We start from the raw sequence: 17,846 nt of genomic DNA, 5'->3' as shown, positions 1-17,846 counted from the left end.
CGTCGATGGGGTGCCTTGCGCAGCGAAATCAAGGAGGAGCCCGAAGGGCGGGGGACATTCGCGGAGCAAGGCACCCCGTCGGCGGGAGCGCGCCCTGAAGGACTGCGCTCCCAACGACAAGGCACCGACAAGCCCGATGTCATTTCATTGCGCCAGGACCGACAGCGCGTTCAAGGGAAGCTGGATGTGCACCATGCTGCTGGGCACCAGCGGCTCTTCGCCGCCGCTGCGCGCATCGGCGGGCAGCTCGGCCTCGATCTCGATGCCCAGCGGCTCGCAGGCCAGGCGGGCCGAGGTGCGGTTGCCGAAGAACTCGGTGTCGAGCAGGCGCGCGGCGAAGCTGTTGGTGCCGAGTTCGGAACCGAAGCGCTTCACCACCACATGCTCGGGGCGGATGCCCACGGTGGCCTGCGAACCCACGCTGAGGCTGCCGGGCGCGCAGAACAGTTCGCTGTCGCGCACGCGCACCTTGCCGTCGGCCAGCACGGTGGCGGGCAGCATGTTCATGCGGCCCACGAAGCCCGCCACGAAGCGGGTGCGCGGCTTGCGGTACAGCTCGTCGGGCGTGCCGGCCTGCTCGATGCGGCCGTTGTGCATCAGCACCACGCGGTCGGCCATCGAGAGGGCTTCTTCCTGGTCGTGCGTGACCATGATGGTGACGATGCCCAGGCGCTTCTGCAGCGCGCGGATTTCGCTGCGCAGCGTCGCGCGCACCTGCGCGTCGAGCGCGGAGAGCGGCTCGTCGAGCAGCAGCAGGCGCGGGTTGGGCGCCAGGGCGCGCGCCAGCGCGATGCGCTGCTGCTGGCCGCCCGAGAGCTGCACGGGGTACTTGTCGGCATGCGCGGTAAGGCCGACCAGGTCGAGCATCTCGCGCGAGCGCTTGGCCATCTCGCGCGCCAAGGCACCCGTGGGGTGCAGGCCGTAGGCGATGTTCTGCGCGGCCGTGAGGTTGGGGAACAGCGCGTACGACTGGAACACCACGCCGAAGCCACGCGCCGCGGGCGGCAGGCCCGCGATGTCCTGGCCGCCGAGCAGGATCTGCCCGCTGTCGGCGCGCTCGATGCCGCACACGATGCGCAGCAGCGTGGTCTTGCCGCAGCCCGAAGGACCGAGCAGGCAGACGAACTCGCCGGGCTCGATGTCCAGGTCGATGCCGTCGAGCACGCGCGTGGCGCCAAAGGACTTGCCGATGCCGCGAAGAGAAAGAAAACTGGTCATGTGCGGCTGCCCGGAACCCCGATCACATCGGCTTCTTTTCAGCCTTGGCGTCGTAGCGCTTCGACCATTCCGTCAGGATGCGGTCGCGGTTGGCGGCAGCCCAGTTGAAGTCGTTCTTGGCCAGCAGCTTCTCGACGTCGCCCGGCACGAACTCGAGCTTTTCCTGGATGCCCGGCAGCGCGAGCACGGCGAAGTTCTTCGCGTACAGCTCGTTGGCCTGCTTGGTCACGGCCCAGTCGGCCAGGGCCTTGGCGGCGTCCTGCTTCTTGCTGGTCTTGATGATGCCGGTGGCTTCCATGTCCCAGCCCAGGCCTTCCTTGGGCAGCACGATGTCGATGGGGGCGCCGTCGCGCTTGGTCTTGTTGGCGCGGTATTCGAACGACATGCCGAGCGCGAACTCGCCGGCGCCGGCCTGGCGGCAGGGCTTGCTGCCCGAGAGGCTGTACACGCCGATGTTCTGGTGCAGCGCGTCCATGTACTTCCAGGCCTTGTCTTCGCCCATCATCTGGATCCAGCCCGACACCATGAGGTAGCCGGTGCCCGATGCCGCGGGGTTGGGCATGGTGATCTGGCCCTTGTAGACCGGGTTGGTCAGGTCGGCCCAGCTGGTGGGCTTGGGCAGGTTCTTCTTCGTGGCTTCGGCGGTGTTGAAGCAGATGGCCGACGACCACACGTCCATGCCGACCCACTTGGGCGGGTTGGCGGTGTCGCGCATGGTGGGCTTGATGGCGTCCAGGCCCTTGGGGGCGTAGGGCTGGAGCATGCCTTCCTTGTCCAGCAGCATCAGCGAGGTGGCGGCCAGGCCCCACACCACGTCGGCCTGCGGGTTGGCCTTTTCAGCCAGCAACTTGGCGGTGACGATGCCGGTGGAGTCGCGCACGAACTTCAGTTCGATGGCCGGGTTCTCCTTTTCGAAGGCGGCCTTGTAGGCCTGCACCTGGTCGGCTTCGAGCGCGGTGTAGACCAGCAGCTCGGTGCGGCCTTGGGCCGAGGCGGCGAAAGCCAGCGAGAACAAGGCGGCGGGCACGGCGGCCCACATCAGACGACGATGCAGCATGGGAGATTCCCTCGAGGTAAGAACAGGCGGTGTACGCAAAAAGAAAACACGGCCGGGGCCGTGAACGCAGCGATGCTCGCAGCGCTATGTGACAAAGGTTTGTCACACGGCCGTACCCGCGCTGCGGCGTTTGCACTTTCGTCACACAGCTGTCATCGAGCGACGCGAGCCTGTACAGGCTGTCGCACACCGTTCTTTTGCAATCCCATGACACTCGACCTCGCCGAGATCGCTCGCCTGTTCGCCGAACGCGGCGGCCTGGCGTACGCGGGCGAGCCGGTGTCGCAGCTCGAGCACGCGTTGCAATGCGCCTGGCTGGCCGAACAGGCCGGCGCCGGCGACACGCTCGTGACGGCCGCATTGCTGCACGACCTGGGGCACCTGCTGATCGCCGAGCACCAGACGCTGTCGCTCTCGCCCACCGAACTGGGCATTGACGACCGCCACCAGGACATCGCGCTGCCGCTGCTGCGCGGCGCCTTCGACGTGGCGGTGCGCGAACCGATCCGCCTGCACGTGGACGCCAAGCGCTACCTGTGCGCGACGCGCCCGGGCTACGTGTCGAAGCTCTCGCCCGATTCGGTGCGCAGCCTGGCGCTGCAGGGCGGCGTGATGGACGACGAGGCGGCGCAGCGCTTTGCGGGCCTGCCGTGGTCGGGCGACGCGGTGCGGCTGCGGCTGTGGGACGAGGCCGCCAAGGCCGAGGGGCTGCGAACGCCGCCGCTGGCGCATTTCCTGGCGACGGCGGCGCGCGTGATGCTGCGCTGAGGACTGGCGGGGCGGCGGGAGCCGCCTTCAGCCCCGCTTAAGACGCACTTGTCTACGATGGACGCCTCACGAGGTCCGGCGCATCGGCGCCTGCGAGGAAATCCGCATGTCATCTGCTCCATCCCCCACTGTCGCGGCGCGTGTCAGCACGTTCGTCCAGGTCGTGCGCCGCGTGCTGCGGCTCGCGGCGCCCTACTTCAACTCGGACGAGGAGAAATGGCGGGCGCGCCTGATGTTCGCTGGCATCGTGGCGCTGAACCTGGCGTACGTGTACGCGCTGGTGCTCTTCAATCAGTGGTACGGCCGTTTCTACGATGCGCTGCAGAACAAGGACGCGGTGGTCTTCTGGCGCGAAATCCGCGTGTTCGCCGTGCTGGCCTTCTTCAACATCGCGATCCAGGTGGCGAAGTTCTACGTGACACAGATGCTCCAGTTGCGCTGGCGCGCCTGGATGACCCGGAACTACCTCGACCGCTGGATGGCCGACCGGACCTTCTATCACCTGGAGCTGGCGCGCTACGCGCAGGCCGACGGCGTCACGCCCGACAACCCCGACCAGCGCATCCAGGAGGACATGCAGATGTTCACCAATGCCACGATGGTGCTGTCGATGGATTTGCTGAACGCGGTGGTCACGCTGCTGAGCTTCATCGGTATCCTGTGGGGCCTGTCGGGCACCTTCGACCTGTCACTGGGCGGCAGCACCTACCAGGTCGCCGGCTCGATGGTGTGGCTGGCGCTGGTCTACTGCGTGGTCGGCACGGTCATCACGCATTTCATCGGCCGGCCGCTGATCGGCCTGAACTTCCGCCAGCAGCGCTTCGAGGCCGACTTCCGCCACCACCTGGTGCGCGTGCGCGAGTACAGCGAAGCGATCGCACTCGACCACGGCGAAACAGTGGAGCGTGGCCAGCTCGACACGCGCTTCGGCGCGGTGCTGCGCAACTACCTGCAGCTGATCAAGAAACGGAAGAACCTGGTCACCTTCACCGCGATGTTCGGTCAGGCCTCGCTGATCTTCCCGTTCCTGGTGTCAGCGCCGCGCTTCTTCAGCGGCGCCATTCAGCTGGGTGCCCTCATGCAGATTTCCTCGGCCTTCGACAAGGTGCAGGAATCGCTGAGCTGGTTCGTCGAAAACTACGACAAGGTGGCCGTCTGGCGCGCCACCACCGACCGCCTGATCAGCTTCGACGACGCGATGCGCGCCCACGCCACGCGCGAAGACGCCCTGCAGCGCGAAGAAGGCGCCGCCGCGCTGGGCACCAGCGACCTCACGCTCGCGCTGCCCAACGGCACGCAGCTGCTGGCCGGCGCCGCGTTGGCGGTGCGCCCCGGCGACAGCGTGCTGCTGCAAGGCCCGTCGGGCAGCGGAAAGTCGACGCTGTTCCGCACCTTCGCGGGCATCTGGCCGTTCGCGAGCGGCAAGGTGCAGGCCCCGGCCGACGCGGTCTTCATGCCGCAGCGCCCCTACCTGCCCGACGGCAAGCTGCGCGAGGCGCTGACCTACCCGCACCCGGCCGCCGGCTTCAGCGACGACCAGCTGCGCCAGGCGCTGGTCGATGCGCTCTTGCCCGACCTCGCGAACCGGCTCGACGACAGCGACGCCTGGAGCCAGAAGCTCTCGGGCGGCGAGCAGCAGCGGCTGGCGATCGCGCGGGTGCTGCTGAAGAAGCCGGCGTGGCTCTTCGCCGACGAGGTGACCAGCGCGCTCGATGCACCGGCCGAAGCCGTGCTCTACCAGCGGCTGGCCGACACGGTGCGCGCGGGCGGCGGTGCGATGGTGTCGATTGCGCACCGGCCGGCGGTGGGCGATTTCCACGGCCAGCGGTGGACGCTGGTGCCGCAGGACGAAAGCGCAGCCGGCGGCGCGCGCTACCGGCTCGATACCTCTACAGCGGCTCAGGCCGCAGCGACGTAACGCTCCCAGCCCTTCTTGCGCAGGTCGCAGGCCGGGCATTCGCCGCAGCCGTAGCCCCACGCCTGGCGGTGTTCGCGGTCGCCGAGGTAGCAGGTGTGGGTTTCTTCCACGATCAGGTCGACCAGCGGTTGGCCGCCCAGCCGGTGGGCCAGCGCCCAGGTCTCGGCCTTGTCGATCCACATGAGCGGCGTCTCGATCACGAGGCGGCGCTCCAGCCCGAGCGACAGCGCGAGCTGCATGGCCTTCATGGTGTCGTCGCGGCAGTCGGGGTAGCCCGAGAAGTCGGTTTCGCAGACGCCGGTGACGATCACCTGCAGCCCGCGCCGGTAGGCCAGCGCGCCCGCCAGCGTGAGGAACAGCAGGTTGCGCCCCGGCACGAAGGTGTTGGGCAGGCCGTCGGCCTGCATGGCGAAAGCGACTTCTTCGGTGAGCGACGAGCCGCCGAGCTGCGCCAGCGCGGCCAGCGTGAGCACGTGGTCTTCGCCCAGGCGCGGCGCCCATTCGGGAAAGCGCTCGCGCATCTTCGCGAGCACGGTGCCGCGCACGTCGAGCTCGACGCGGTGGCGCTGGCCGTAGTCGAAGCCCAGGGTTTCGACGCGCTGGTACTTGGACAGGGCCTCGGCCAGGCAGGTGGCCGAGTCCTGGCCGCCGGAGAAGAGAACGAGGGCGGTGGTGTGCAGGGGCATGTCCGTCAACGGCGGGGCCGTTGTAGTGCAAATGCGCGATTTTCGCAGCCGATCGATGCTGCGGGCCGCCCTGTTCTGCGCTGCTTCTAGAGAAAGCGCTCCAGCAGCTTGCGCGAGGCGCGATCCAGCGCCTTCGCGTCGGGAATGCGGAACTGCACGCCGTGCGCGCTCGCGATGAGCAGCGCGCCGCCTTCGAGCCGGCGGATGTCTTCCTCGGCCTTGAGCACGAAGCTGGTGTCGCCACGGTCGGTGCTCACGGTCCAGGTGCTGGGCACGCCGAAGCTCGACACGCCGTGCAGCTTCAGCAAGGTGGGCGCGAAGTCGCGCACGGCGAGTTCTTCGGTCAGCAGCGCCTGGGTGGGCGCGGGCAGCTGGTCGACGCGGTCGACCCACACGAGTTCGCGGCCCTCGCTGCCGACCAGCGACACGCCCTCGTTGGGCGCGCTCAGCGGAAAGGCGCGCACGGGCGTCACGCCCACGTGGTGCTCGCCCTGCGCGTCGGTCAGCACGAGACGCCCGAACGTGTCGCGTGCGAGTTCGAAGCTGGTGTTGGTATTGGTGCTGCTGCTCATCACACGTCCCCTGCCGGATGGGCGGCGTGGCTCACGGCCAGCGGCGCCTGGGCGTTGGCGCGCTCGTCGGCGGCACCTTCGCTCACATCGTCTTCGTCGCCCTGGCGCAGCTGCGCCTGGTACAGGCGCCAGTAGGCGCCCTGCTTGGCCATGAGCGCGTCGTGCGGCCCGACCTCGACCACCTCGCCGCGGTCCATGACCACGAGGCGGTCGGCCTTGCGCAGCGTGGACAAACGGTGGGCGATGGCGATGGTGGTGCGGCCCTGCACGAGGTTGTCGAGCGCCTTCTGGATTTCCTTCTCGGTCTCGGTGTCCACGGCCGAGGTGGCCTCGTCGAGGATCAGGATGCGCGGGTCGATGAGCAGCGCGCGCGCGATGCTGATGCGCTGGCGCTCCCCGCCCGACAGGCCCTGGCCGCGCTCGCCCACCAGCGAGTCGTAGCCATGCGGCAGGCGCAGGATGAAGTCGTGCGCGTGGGCCGCGCGGGCCGCCGCGACGACTTCTTCGCGCGTGGCGTCGGGCTTGCCGTAGGCGATGTTCTGCGCGATGGTGCCGAAGAACAGGAACGGCTCCTGCAGCACCAGCCCGACGTGGCGGCGGTAGTCGGCCACGGCGAAGCGGCGGATGTCGGTGCCGTCGACCTTGATGGCGCCGTCGGTCACGTCGTAAAAGCGGCAGATCAGGTTGACCAGCGTGCTCTTGCCCGAGCCGCTGTGGCCCACGAGGCCGATCATCTCGCCGGGCTCGATGGTCAGGTCGAGGTCGTGGATCACGGCGCGCGAGCCGTAGCGGAAACCGAGGCCGCTCATCTCGATGCGCCCTTGCACGCGCTCCACCTTCACCGGGTTGGCCGGCTCGGGCACGTTGCTCACGTGGTCGAGGATGTCGAAGATGCGCTTGGCGCCAGCGGCGGCCTTCTGCGTGACCGAGACGATGCGGCTCATCGAGTCGAGCCGCGTGTAGAAGCGGCCGATGTAGGCGATGAAGGCGGTGAGCACACCCACCGTGATGCTGCCGCGCGCCACCTGCCAGATGCCGAAGGCCCAGACCACGAGCAGGCCGATTTCGGTCAGCAGCGACACGGTCGGCGTGAACAGCGACCAGGTGCGGTTGAGCTTGTCGTTGACCTGCAGGTTGTAGGCGTTGGCGACGCGGAAGCGCTCGGCCTCGCGGCGCTCCTGCGCGAAGGCCTTGACCACGCGGATGCCGGGGATGGTGTCGGCCAGCACGTTGGTCACTTCGGACCAGACGCGGTCGATCTTCTCGAAGCCGGTGCGCAGGCGGTCGCGCACGACGTGGATCATCCAGGCGATGAAGGGCAGCGGCACCAGCGTGACCACGGCCAGCAGCGGGTTGATCGAGATCAGGATGGCCGCCGTCATGACGATCATCAGCACGTCATTGGCGAAATCGAGCGCGTGCAGCGACAAGAAGACGTTGATGCGGTCGGTTTCGGAGCCGATGCGCGCCATGAGGTCGCCGGTGCGCTTGCCGCCGAAGTAGTCCAGCGGCAGGGTCAGCAGGTGCTCGTAGGTGGTGGTGCGCAGGTCGGCGCCGATGCGCTCGGACACCAGCGCCAGCAGGTAGGTGCGCGCCCAGCCCAGCCCCCAGCCGACCAGCGCCGCGATCAGCAGGCCGCCCAGGTAGAGGCCGACCCGGCCGGAATCGATCTTCTGCCCGTTCTGGAACGGGATCAGGATGTCGTCCATCAGCGGGATGGTCAGGTACGGCGGCACCAGCGTGGCGGCGGTGGAGATCAGGGTCAGGACAAACCCGAGGATCAGCTGCTTGCGGTACGGCCCGGCAAAGCGGCCCAGGCGCAACAGCACCCAGGTCGAGGGCGGGGTCTGGAGCTCGGTGTCGGTGCCGTCGACGTCGAGAAGTTCGGGCACCTCTTCTGTCGCCTTCGCGACAGCGGGTGCGGCGCGCTGGCCGAAGAGCTTGAGCAGCTTGAGCGCCGCCGGCTGGCCGGCCAGGGTGTAGCGCCAGCGGGCGAGCTGTCCGGCGGGGCCGATGAGGTCGAGGGTTCCGACGCCCGCATGGTCGGAAAGACGCATTTCCAAGGCCTGATCGGTGAGTGGCCACTCACGCCACTCGCCGCCGGGTTCCAGGGCGATGAGCCGCTGGTCGGTCAGGGCGACGAGGCCCGTGGCGAAGCGAAGTTGGTCGTCGAGGTCAACCGCAAGTGTTACCGAAACGTTTTCAGCGCCTGCGAGTCGGCTTTTCAGCACGCCTGAGACCGCCTCCGTTTCGCCCGCCTGGGCGCCGACTGGATCGTGATGTTGCATTGTGTTTATTTGACTCTTGCCCGTCGCGGGCCGCTGGGACCGCGTCATGGCGTCCTTGGTCGGGCGCCGATTCTGACCGATCGCCATGGGTGCGCTTGAAGGCGCCGTGGTGCTCGGCCAAAGCACATCGAACGTTTGCATGACCCGTTTCGACGACATCCAATTGCTGCGCATCAACTATTTGCGCGGTCCCAACCTCTGGACCTACCGTCCGGTGCTCGAAGTCTGGCTCGACCTGGGCCAACTGGAAGACTTCCCCTCCAACAAGATCGACGGTTTCACCGACCGGCTGACCACCCTGCTGCCGGCGCTCATCGAGCACCACTGCGGCGTGGGCGAGCGCGGTGGGTTCATCCAGCGCCTGACCGAAGGCACCTGGTCGGGCCACGTGCTCGAACACGTCGTGATCGAGCTGCTGAACCTGGCCGGCATGCCGACCGGCTTCGGCCAGACCCGCAGCACCTCGGAGCACGGCGTGTACCGCATGGTGTTCCGCGCGCGTGACGAGCAGGTCGCCCGCGTGGCGCTCACCGAAGGCCACCGCCTGCTGATGGCGGCCATCAACAACGACCCGTTCACCGCCGCCGACGTGCAGACGGCCGTCGAGGCCGTCAAGGCCAAGGTCGAGGACTGCTACCTCGGCCCGAGCACCGCGGCCATCGTGTCCGCCGCCACCGACCGCGGCATTCCGCACATGCGCCTGAACAGCGGCAACCTTGTGCAGCTGGGCTACGGCGCCAACCAGCAGCGCATCTGGACCGCGGAAACCGACTACACGAGCGCCATCGGCGAATCGATCGCCAGCGACAAGGAACTGACCAAGTCGCTGCTGGCCAGCTGCGGCGTGCCCGTGCCGCACGGCCAGGTGGTCGAGTCGCCCGAGGAAGCCTGGGAAGCCGCCGAGGACATCGGCCTGCCCGTGGTCGTGAAGCCGTCGGACGCCAACCACGGCCGCGGCGTGTCGCTCGAGCTGACCACGCGCGAGGAAGTCATGGCCGCCTTCGCGGTCGCCGAGCCCGAGGGCAGCGACGTGATGGTCGAGCGCTTCATCCGCGGCCACGAACACCGCCTGCTGGTGGTGGGCGGCGAGGTGGTGGCGGCCGCGCGCGGCGAGATCATCACCGTGACCGGCGACGGCACCAGCACCGTGGCCGGGCTGATCGACAAGCAGCTCAACAGCGACCCGCGCCGCGGCGCCGAAGAAGAATTCCCGCTCGACGTGATCGTGCTGGCCACCGACGCCAAGCTGCAGCTGGAGCTCAAGCGCCAGGAACTGGACGGCAACTCGGTGCCCGCCGCCGGGCGCGTGGTGACGATCCAGCGCAACGGCAACATGGCCTACGACTGCACCGACCTCGTGCACCCCGAGGTGGCGCACGCCGCCGTGCTCGCCGCCCGCGTGGTCGGCCTGGACATCGCGGGCATCGACATGGTCGCGCAAGACATTTCCAAGCCGCTGGGCCCGCAGGGCGGCGCGATCGTCGAGGTGAACGCCGGCCCCGGCCTGCTGATGCACCTGAAGCCGGCCATCGGCTCGCCGCGCCCCGTGGGCCGCGCCATCTGCGACCACCTGTTCCCGAACGACGCGCCCGGCCGCATCCCCGTGGTGGGCGTGGCCGGTTCGCGCGACACCGCCGTGCTCGCACGGCTGGTGGCCTGGCTCATCAACCTCGGCGGGCGCCACACCGGCCTGGCCTGCCGCGACGGCCTGTTCCTGGAACGCCGCCGCGTCGATGCACGCGACAGCGCCAACTGGGACGCCGGCCACCGCCTGCTCGTGAACCGCGCCGTCGAGGCCGTGGTGATCGAGAACGGCGCCGAGACCATCCTGCGCGACGGCCTGGCCTACGACCGCTGCGAAGTCGGCATCGTGACCGACCTCGAAGGCTGCGAAGCCCTGGCCGACTACGACATCACCGAGAGCGACCAGATGGTCAAGGTGCTGCGCACCCAGGTCGACGTGGTGCTGGGCGAAGGCACGGCCGTGCTGAACGCCGACGAGCCGCGCATCGCCGCGCTGGCGCCGCTGTGCGATGGCGCCGTCATCCTGTATGCGGCCGACCCGCAGGCCGCCGCGCTCGCCGCGCACCAGGCCGAAGGCGGCAAGGCCGTGCTGGTGCGCCAGGACCGCGTGGTGCTGGCCAACGGCACGAGCGAATCGTTCCTGCCCGGCCTGGGCCGCCTGACCATCTGGCGCGCGACCCACGTCGGCGTGAGCCTCGAAAGCCTGCTGGCCGCCGTGGCCGCCGCCTGGGCCATGGGCATTCCGCTCAACCTGATCGGCGCCGGTGTCGAAGCCTTCGAAGCCGACCTGCAGGCGGCCCTGGCCTCGCTGCAGCTGTCGCAGGCCTCGCCCCTTTCGCCCCAACTACAACTGGCATGACACGATGCGCCGCCCCGCCACCCGCGGGGCCGGCGCCCTGGTCACACCGCAAGATCACCGCAACCGCGCGCCCCGTGCCGTAGCCCCATGAAAGTCACCCGCATCCGCGCCCTGCGCGGCCCCAATCTCTGGAGCCGCCACACCACCATCGAGGCCGTCGTGGCCTGCGAAGGCGACGAGAACGCCGTCGGCAAGCTCGACGGGTTCGAAGCCCGCCTGCGCGCCCGCTTCCCGACCATCGGCGAGCTGCACCCGATGGTGCTCGGCCAGCCGCTGGCGCTGGCCCACGTGCTCGAGAACGCCGCCGTGGCGCTGCAGGCCCAGGCCGGCTGCGCCGTCAACTTCGGCAACACCGCGCCCACGACCGAAGAAGGCGTGTACCAGGTCACCGTGCAGTACACCGAGGAAGACGTGGGCCGCCGCGCCCTCGCGCTGGCCGAGGCCCTGATTCAGGCCGCGCTGGCCGACACCCCCTTCGACGCCGACGCCGCCATCACCGAGCTGCGCGACCTCGACGAGTCGGAACGCCTGGGCCCGAGCACCGGCTCCATCGTCGACGCCGCCGTGGCGCGCGGCATTCCGTACCGCCGCCTCACCAGCGGCAGCCTGGTGCAGTTCGGCTGGGGCTCCAAGCAGCGCCGCATCCAGGCCGCCGAAATCGACAGCACCAGCGGCGTGGCCGAATCGATCGCGCAGGACAAGGAACTCACCAAGCAGCTGCTCAACGCCGCCGGCGTGCCGGTGCCGCTGGGTCGCCCCGTGAGCAGCGCCGACGACGGCTGGGCCGCCGCGGAAGAAATCGGCCTGCCGGTCGTGGTCAAGCCGCAGGACGGCAACCAGGGCAAGGGCGTGACGGTGAACATCACCACGCGCGAGCAGCTGAATTCGGCCTACGACTCGGCCGCCGTGTACGGCGAGGTGATGGTCGAGAAATTCCTGCCCGGCTTCGACTTCCGCCTGCTGGTGGTCGGCGACCGCCTCGTGGCCGCCGCGCGCCGCGACCCGCCGCAGGTGATCGGCGACGGCAGCTCCACCGTGCGCCAGCTGGTCGACACCGTGAACCTCGACCCGCGCCGCGGCGAGGGCCACGCCACCTCGCTCACCAAGATCCGCCTGGACGACATCGCCATCGGCCGGCTCGAGTCGCAGGGCCTCACGCCCGAGAGCGTGCCCGAGCTGGGCCAGCGCGTGGTGCTGCGCAACAACGCCAACCTCTCGACCGGTGGCACCGCCACCGACGTCACCGACACCGTGCACCCCGAAGTGGCCGCGCGCGCGGTCGATGCGGCGCAGATGGTCGGCCTGCACATCTGCGGCGTCGACATGGTCTGCGAGAACGTGTTGCGCCCGCTCGAAGAGCAGCACGGCGGCGTGGTCGAAGTGAACGCCGCGCCCGGCCTGCGCATGCACATCTCGCCCTCGTTCGGCCGCGGCCGCGCGGTCGGCGAGGCTGTGATGGACACGCTCTTCGCCCCCGGCGACGACGGCCGCATTCCCGTGGTGGCCGTCACCGGCACCAACGGCAAGACCACCACCGCGCGCCTGATCAACCACATCATTGCCTCCAGCGGCCTGCGCACCGGCATGACGAACACCGACGGCGTGTACGTCAACGGCCGCCAGACCGACAGCGGCGACTGCAGCGGCCCCAAGAGCGCGCGCAACGTGCTGATGCACCCCGACGTCGACGCGGCCGTGTTCGAAGTGGCCCGCGGCGGCGTGCTGCGCGAGGGCCTGGGCTTCGACCGCTGCGAGGTGGCCGTGGTCACCAACATCGGCAGCGGCGACCACCTGGGCCTGAACTACATCACCACGGTGGAAGACCTGGCGGTGCTCAAGCGCGTGATCGTGCGCAACGTGGCGCCCGACGGCTACGCGGTGCTCAACGCGGCCGACGTGAACGTCGCCGCCATGGCGGCCGGCTGCCCCGGCAACGTGATCTTCTTCACCGCCGACCGCATGCACCCGGTGATGGCCACGCACCGCGCGCAGGGCAAGCGCACCGTGTACGTCGACCAGGACACGCTGGTGGCCGCCGAAGGCTCGTGGCGCGAACGCATCGCGCTGCGCGACGTGCCGATCACGCGCGGCGGCACCATCGGCTTCCAGGTCGACAACGTGATGGCCTCGGTGGCCGCCGCGTGGGCCGTGGGCCTCGACTGGGACACCATCCGCAGCGGCCTGTCGAGCTTCATGAACGACGCGGCCGGCGTGCCCGGGCGCTTCAACGTCATGGACTACCGCGGCGCCACCGTGATCGCCGACTACGGCCACAACACCGACGCCATGAAGGCGCTGGTGTCGGCCGTGGACACCATGCCCGCCAACAAGCGCTCGGTGGTCATCAGCGGCGCGGGCGACCGGCGCGACTCCGACATCCGCGACCAGACCGCGATCCTCGGCCAGGCCTTCGACGACGTGATCCTGTACCAGGACGCGGCGCAGCGCGGCCGGGCCGACGGCGAGGTCATGGCGCTGCTGCGCCAGGGCCTGCAGGGCGCATCGCGCACGCGCCAGATCGACGAGATCCGCGGCGAGTTCGTCGCCATCGACACCGCGCTGGCGCGGCTGCAGCCGGGCGACCTGTCGCTCATCCTCGTCGACCAGGTCGAAGAGGCGCTGGCCCACCTCGCGCAGCGCATCGCGCAGGGCTGATCCGCCCGCCCCGCAGCGCAGGAGGCCCGCCCTCCTTGCGCTGACGGACGTGTCCCACACGCAGGGGCGCGTCCGGCCCGCTCCACGGCGCGCGGCTTGTCCCACAGCCCGGCCCGGGCGCCCGGCCCACACTGGGGACCGGTCGCGCCCTGCGTGCTTTTGTTTTCCTCATGTCCGCTCGCACGGCGCGCCTTTCCAGGAGCCCCGATGACGACCCATTCCCTCCGTTCCACCGTGTCGACCGCCGCCCTCGTGGCGTTCGGCGGCTTCTTCATGGCCTGTGCACCGCTGGCCTCGGCCCAGGCGCCCGGCAGCGACGCGCGGATGCAAAAGGAACGCGCCACCTGTGACGGCGTGCAACAGGACCGCGCGGCCTGCCTGCGCGAAGCCGGCGCCGCGCGCCAGGAAGCCGGTCGCCACGGCCTGACCACTCCCGGTGCGGAACGCGAAGACGCCAACGCGCTCGCACGCTGCCGCGAACAACCCGTGGCCGACCGCGCCGATTGCGAAGCACGCATCCGCGGCGGTGCGCGCACCTCCACCGAAGGCAGCGTGATGGGCGGCGGCGTGATCCGCGAAACCGTCACCCCGCTGCCGCCGCAGCCCGTGCAGCCGGCGCGCTGATCGCGCGAGGCCGGCCTTCACCCCGATACGCCAACAAGGAGCACACCATGCCAAACAATGCGCGTTCGATGATCTTTGCCCTGCTCGCACTCAGCGGGCTGGCCACCACCACCATCGCCACGGCCGCCCGTGGCGACGGCGGCGGCAGCACCTACCAGCAGGAGGTTGCGGTCTGCGGCCACAACCAGCAGGACCGTGCCGCCTGCATCCGCGAAGCCGGCGCCGCGCGCCAGGCCGCGGCGCGCGGCGGCCTCACGTCCGCGCCCGACTACCGCGCCAACGCCGTGGCCCGCTGCGGCCTGCAGCCGCCGGCCGAGCGTGCCGACTGCGAAGCCCGCGTGCTGGGCAGCGCGGGCAACATCCGCAGCAATGTCGATGGCAGCGTGATGGGTGGCGGCGTGATCCGCGAATCGGTCTCGACCCGCGTGGTGAACATACCGGCCGCAACATTGCCGCCGCCGATGGCCGCCCCGATGCCGGCACCGATGCCTGCGGAACCGATGCCGATGCCCATGCCGCGCCCCGTGCCGGTGCAGTGACCCGGTGCGCATCGCCCGGAATGCGCCTCGGTGATAACACCGACGACACGTTCGCGGGCGATGCCCTCGTTTGTCATCAAATCGTCACAAAATACAGGCATGTGCTAGCTATAGTTCCCGGTCCCTGCCAACCGAGGAACACTTTCCCATGAATGCCATCAAGGTCGCTCGCCGATTCATTGAAACGGACCCGGCCAACGAATCGGCCAAGATCCTTGCCCAACTCGTGCTGGCGCTCGAAGCCGAACGCAGCTTCGAGTTGATCACGCTCTACAGCCTCGACTACAAGAGCTTCCAGCTTGCGATGGACATCCTGAAGGAGTGGCGCCTGGACCGCTACTACGCCAGCAAGTCCAAGCTGTTCGATCTCTCGCTGCAAGTCACCGAGCTCGAAGCGGGCAACAGCGCCGCTTCCTGAGCCCGTCCCATGGCGGTCCGGTACCTGGCGTACCCGGGCCCGCCTGTTTTCATTTCCCCCAGCGCAACACCAACGGATCGAGCCGCCGCGCCGTCTCGATGAGGCCCGCGCGCGTCTCGGGATGCAGCGCGGGCAGCGGATGCCGCGGCGCTTCGCAGGCGATCACGCCGCCTTCCTTCATGAGCGCCTTGCAGGCCAGCAGGCCCGCCTGGCGGTTCTCGCAGTTGATGAGCGGCAGCCACCGCTGGTACAGCGCGAAGGCCTGGTCGCGGTCGCCTGAACGGTGCGCCTCGATGATCGGGCGGATGCCGTCCGGGTAGCCGCCGCCGGTCATCGCACCGGTCGCGCCGGCGTCGAGGTCGGACATCAACGTGATCGCTTCTTCGCCGTCCCAGGGCCCTTCGATGGCATCGCCGCCCAAACGGATCAGCTCGCGCAGCTTCGACGCGGCGCCGGCGGTCTCGATCTTGAAGTACGCGACCTGCTCGATCTCCTTCGCCATGCGTGCGAGGAACGGCGCCGACAGCACCGTGCCGCTGGCGGGTGCGTCCTGAATCATGATCGGAATCGTCACCGCATCCGACAGCCGCGCGTAGAACTCGTGGATCTGCGGCTCGGGCACGCGGAAGGTCGCGCCGTGGTACGGCGGCATCACCATCAGCATCGCCGCCCCCATGTCCTGCGCGCGGCGGCTGCGCTCGGCGCAGACCTGGGTGCTGTAGTGCGTGGTGGTCACGATCACCGGCACGCGGCCCTTCACGTGCTCGAGGATCGTGCGCGTGAGCACCTCGCGCTCCTCGTCGGACAGCACGAACTGCTCGGAGAAATTCGCGAGGATGCACAGCCCGTCGGAGCCCGCGTCGATCATGAAATCGACGCAGCGCTTCTGGCTCTCCAGGTCGAGCGCGCCCTGTTCGGTGAAGGTGGTGGGCACCACCGGGAAGATGCCGCGGTATCGGGGGGTCATGGTGTGGGTTCAGTGGGAGTGGCGGGGAACGGCGGCGCCGCGGCAACCGACGAGGAAATCGAAGTCGCAGCCTTCGTCGGCCTGCAGCACGTGGTTGACGTAGAGCTTCTGGTAGCCGCCGCCGCGCGTGCTCATCGGCTGTGCATCGGACGCGGACAACGACGCGAGGCGCGACGCCAGTTCCTCATCACTGATGTCCAGGTGCAGCCGCCCCGCATCGCAATCGAGCTCGATCCAGTCGCCGTCGCGCACCGCCGCGAGCGGCCCTCCGTCGGCCGCTTCGGGCGCGACATGCAGCACCACCGTGCCGTACGCCGTGCCGCTCATGCGCGCGTCGGAGATGCGCACCATGTCCTTCACGCCCTGGCGCAGCAGCTTCGGCGGCAGGCCCATGTTGCCGACCTCGGCCATGCCGGGGTAGCCCTTGGGGCCGCAGTTCTTCAGCACCATCACGCAGCTGGCGTCGATGTCGAGGTCTTCATCGACGATGCGTGCCTTGTAGTGCTCCAGGTTCTCGAACACCACGGCGCGGCCCCGGTGCTTCAGCAGCTCGGGCGTGGCGGCCGAGGGCTTGAGCACCGCGCCGCGCGGCGACAGGTTGCCGCGCAGGATGCGGATGCCGCCGTCGGCGATCAGCGGGTTGTCGAGCGGGCGGATCACCTCGTCGTTGAGGCTCGGCGCCTCGCGCACGTTGTCCCAGAGCGATTGGCCATTGACGGTGAGCGCGCCGGGATGCGGCAGCAGCCCGTGCTCGCCGAGACGGCGCAACACCGCAGGCAGGCCACCTGCGTAATAGAACTCTTCCATCAGGAAGCGCCCCGAGGGCATGAGGTCGACGATGGTCGGCGTGTGGCTGCCGATGCGCGTCCAGTCTTCCAGTTCCAGCTCGACGCCGATGCGCCCCGCGATCGCCTTCAGGTGGATCACCGCATTGGTCGATCCGCCGATGGCCGCGTTCACGCGGATCGCATTCTCGAAGGCCTCGCGCGTGAGGATCTTCGACAGCGTGAGCCCGTCCTTGGCCATCTGCACCGCGCGCGCACCCGACATCTGCGCCAGCACGTAGCGCCGCGCATCGACCGCCGGAATCGCCGCGTTGTGCGGCAGCGAAGTGCCCAGCGCCTCGGCCATGCAGGCCATGGTGGAGGCCGTGCCCATCGTGTTGCAGGTGCCCGCCGAGCGCGACATGCCGCCCTCGGCCGAGAGGAACTGGTGCAGGTTGATCTCGCCCGCCTTCAGCGATTCGTGCAGCTGCCACACGGCCGTGCCCGAGCCGATGTCCTTGCCGTCGAGCTTGCCATTGAGCATCGGCCCGCCCGTGACCACGATGGCCGGGATGTCGCAGCTGGCCGCGCCCATCAGCAGCGCGGGCGTGGTCTTGTCGCAGCCCGTGAGCAGCACCACCGCATCGACCGGGTTGCCGCGAATGGCCTCTTCCACGTCCATGCTCGCGAGGTTGCGCGTGAGCATCGCGGTGGGCCGCAGGTTCGATTCGCCGTTCGAGAACACCGGGAACTCGACCGGGAAACCGCCCGCCTCCGAGATGCCACGCTTGACGTGCTCGGCGATCTTGCGAAAGTGCGCGTTGCACGGCGTGAGTTCCGACCAGGTGTTGCAGATGCCGACGATGGGGCGGCCGTCGAACTCGTGGTCGGGGATGCCCTGGTTCTTCATCCAGCTGCGGTACATGAAGCCGTTCTTGTCGGCGGAGCCGAACCATTCGGTCGAGCGCAGTTTCTTTGTCATGGGGAAA

The 17,846-nt window shown here is 69.2% G+C and carries 14 protein-coding genes; 7 read left to right on the top strand and 7 right to left on the bottom strand.

Annotated features, from left to right (window positions below):
• Window positions 1-144: 144 nt before the first annotated feature.
• Window positions 145-1,218, bottom strand: coding sequence for an ABC transporter ATP-binding protein (locus AC07YS_RS17505; protein WP_070060031.1), 1,074 nt, complete (start codon window positions 1,216-1,218; stop codon window positions 145-147).
• A 22-nt stretch (window positions 1,219-1,240) separates the two neighbouring features.
• A complete protein-coding gene (locus tag AC07YS_RS17500; RefSeq protein ID WP_062481319.1) occupies window positions 1,241-2,275 on the bottom strand; it encodes a putative 2-aminoethylphosphonate ABC transporter substrate-binding protein in 1,035 nt (344 codons plus the stop codon).
• Between the two features lie 207 nt (window positions 2,276-2,482).
• On the opposite strand from AC07YS_RS17500, the gene AC07YS_RS17495 reads away from it, so the two are divergent.
• Both AC07YS_RS17495 and AC07YS_RS17490 read left to right on the top strand, forming a co-directional pair.
• Window positions 2,483-3,043, top strand: a complete 561-nt coding sequence (locus AC07YS_RS17495) for a phosphonate degradation HD-domain oxygenase (RefSeq protein WP_495268856.1) — start codon at window positions 2,483-2,485, stop codon at window positions 3,041-3,043.
• Between the two features lie 106 nt (window positions 3,044-3,149).
• Entirely contained in the window at window positions 3,150-4,961 is a 1,812-nt protein-coding gene (locus tag AC07YS_RS17490) for an ABC transporter ATP-binding protein/permease (RefSeq protein WP_495268857.1), read from the top strand.
• Here AC07YS_RS17490 and queC read toward each other — a convergent pair.
• The 3 genes from queC to AC07YS_RS17475 all read right to left on the bottom strand — a co-directional run bounded on the left by queC (window position 4,943) and on the right by AC07YS_RS17475 (window position 8,507).
• A complete protein-coding gene (gene queC / locus AC07YS_RS17485) occupies window positions 4,943-5,647 on the bottom strand; it encodes a 7-cyano-7-deazaguanine synthase QueC (protein ID WP_095743689.1) in 705 nt (234 codons plus the stop codon). The two genes, AC07YS_RS17490 and queC, sit on opposite strands and share 19 nt — an antisense overlap.
• An 86-nt stretch (window positions 5,648-5,733) precedes the next feature.
• Complete coding sequence (locus tag AC07YS_RS17480) at window positions 5,734-6,219, bottom strand: cyanophycin metabolism-associated DUF1854 family protein (protein WP_495268858.1); 486 nt, start codon at window positions 6,217-6,219, stop codon at window positions 5,734-5,736.
• Window positions 6,219-8,507 (bottom strand): cyanophycin metabolism-associated ABC transporter, encoded by a 2,289-nt coding sequence (locus AC07YS_RS17475; protein WP_492686239.1) that lies wholly within the window; start codon window positions 8,505-8,507, stop codon window positions 6,219-6,221. The genes AC07YS_RS17480 and AC07YS_RS17475 overlap by 1 nt, the downstream gene beginning before the upstream one ends.
• 139 nt (window positions 8,508-8,646) lie before the next feature.
• On the opposite strand from AC07YS_RS17475, the gene AC07YS_RS17470 reads away from it, so the two are divergent.
• The 5 genes from AC07YS_RS17470 to AC07YS_RS17450 all read left to right on the top strand — a co-directional run bounded on the left by AC07YS_RS17470 (window position 8,647) and on the right by AC07YS_RS17450 (window position 15,126).
• Window positions 8,647-10,890: a cyanophycin synthetase gene (locus tag AC07YS_RS17470; protein ID WP_260685188.1), complete on the top strand. Its 2,244-nt coding sequence runs from the start codon at window positions 8,647-8,649 to the stop codon at window positions 10,888-10,890.
• An 87-nt stretch (window positions 10,891-10,977) separates the two neighbouring features.
• The gene (cphA, locus tag AC07YS_RS17465) at window positions 10,978-13,545 is read left to right on the top strand and encodes a cyanophycin synthetase (RefSeq protein ID WP_495268859.1); all 2,568 of its coding nucleotides are present in this window, start codon (window positions 10,978-10,980) and stop codon (window positions 13,543-13,545) included.
• A gap of 207 nt (window positions 13,546-13,752) precedes the next feature.
• Window positions 13,753-14,169, top strand: a complete 417-nt coding sequence (locus tag AC07YS_RS17460; RefSeq protein ID WP_095743684.1) for a hypothetical protein — start codon at window positions 13,753-13,755, stop codon at window positions 14,167-14,169.
• 47 nt (window positions 14,170-14,216) lie between these two features.
• On the top strand, window positions 14,217-14,708 hold the full coding sequence (locus AC07YS_RS17455; RefSeq protein WP_070060037.1) for a hypothetical protein: 492 nt from the start codon (window positions 14,217-14,219) through the stop codon (window positions 14,706-14,708).
• Window positions 14,709-14,856: 148 nt separating this feature from the next.
• Window positions 14,857-15,126 carry a hypothetical protein gene (locus AC07YS_RS17450; protein ID WP_062480564.1) on the top strand — a complete coding sequence of 90 codons (270 nt, stop codon included), beginning with the start codon at window positions 14,857-14,859 and terminating at the stop codon, window positions 15,124-15,126.
• 49 nt (window positions 15,127-15,175) lie between these two features.
• Here the strand turns inward: AC07YS_RS17450 and AC07YS_RS17445 are convergent, their stop codons facing one another.
• Both AC07YS_RS17445 and AC07YS_RS17440 read right to left on the bottom strand, forming a co-directional pair.
• Window positions 15,176-16,093: a dihydrodipicolinate synthase family protein gene (locus AC07YS_RS17445; RefSeq protein ID WP_354345572.1), complete on the bottom strand. Its 918-nt coding sequence runs from the start codon at window positions 16,091-16,093 to the stop codon at window positions 15,176-15,178.
• 9 nt (window positions 16,094-16,102) lie between these two features.
• Window positions 16,103-17,839, bottom strand: a complete 1,737-nt coding sequence (locus AC07YS_RS17440; RefSeq protein WP_492697966.1) for an IlvD/Edd family dehydratase — start codon at window positions 17,837-17,839, stop codon at window positions 16,103-16,105.
• Between the last annotated feature and the right edge of the window lie 7 nt (window positions 17,840-17,846).

This window comes from Variovorax sp. GW458-11-26-14-LB1, from assembly GCF_059423965.1.
Note: the sequence above shows the minus strand (reverse complement) of the source record. Positions and strands in the feature narration are given on the sequence as shown.

What these genes read in the sequence shown, in the direction of transcription:
- AC07YS_RS17450 (WP_062480564.1), top strand. Translation starts at nt 14,857, where the DNA reads ATGAATGCCATCAAGGTCGCTCGCCGATTCATTGAAACGGACCCGGCC.
- AC07YS_RS17480 (WP_495268858.1), bottom strand. Translation starts at nt 6,219, where the DNA reads ATGAGCAGCAGCACCAATACCAACACCAGCTTCGAACTCGCACGCGAC.
- AC07YS_RS17495 (WP_495268856.1), top strand. Translation starts at nt 2,483, where the DNA reads ATGACACTCGACCTCGCCGAGATCGCTCGCCTGTTCGCCGAACGCGGC.
- AC07YS_RS17470 (WP_260685188.1), top strand. Translation starts at nt 8,647, where the DNA reads ATGACCCGTTTCGACGACATCCAATTGCTGCGCATCAACTATTTGCGC.
- AC07YS_RS17490 (WP_495268857.1), top strand. Translation starts at nt 3,150, where the DNA reads ATGTCATCTGCTCCATCCCCCACTGTCGCGGCGCGTGTCAGCACGTTC.
- AC07YS_RS17505 (WP_070060031.1), bottom strand. Translation starts at nt 1,218, where the DNA reads ATGACCAGTTTTCTTTCTCTTCGCGGCATCGGCAAGTCCTTTGGCGCC.
- AC07YS_RS17500 (WP_062481319.1), bottom strand. Translation starts at nt 2,275, where the DNA reads ATGCTGCATCGTCGTCTGATGTGGGCCGCCGTGCCCGCCGCCTTGTTC.
- AC07YS_RS17440 (WP_492697966.1), bottom strand. Translation starts at nt 17,839, where the DNA reads ATGACAAAGAAACTGCGCTCGACCGAATGGTTCGGCTCCGCCGACAAG.
- AC07YS_RS17445 (WP_354345572.1), bottom strand. Translation starts at nt 16,093, where the DNA reads ATGACCCCCCGATACCGCGGCATCTTCCCGGTGGTGCCCACCACCTTC.
- AC07YS_RS17460 (WP_095743684.1), top strand. Translation starts at nt 13,753, where the DNA reads ATGACGACCCATTCCCTCCGTTCCACCGTGTCGACCGCCGCCCTCGTG.
- AC07YS_RS17475 (WP_492686239.1), bottom strand. Translation starts at nt 8,507, where the DNA reads ATGCAACATCACGATCCAGTCGGCGCCCAGGCGGGCGAAACGGAGGCG.
- queC (WP_095743689.1), bottom strand. Translation starts at nt 5,647, where the DNA reads ATGCCCCTGCACACCACCGCCCTCGTTCTCTTCTCCGGCGGCCAGGAC.
- AC07YS_RS17455 (WP_070060037.1), top strand. Translation starts at nt 14,217, where the DNA reads ATGCCAAACAATGCGCGTTCGATGATCTTTGCCCTGCTCGCACTCAGC.
- cphA (WP_495268859.1), top strand. Translation starts at nt 10,978, where the DNA reads ATGAAAGTCACCCGCATCCGCGCCCTGCGCGGCCCCAATCTCTGGAGC.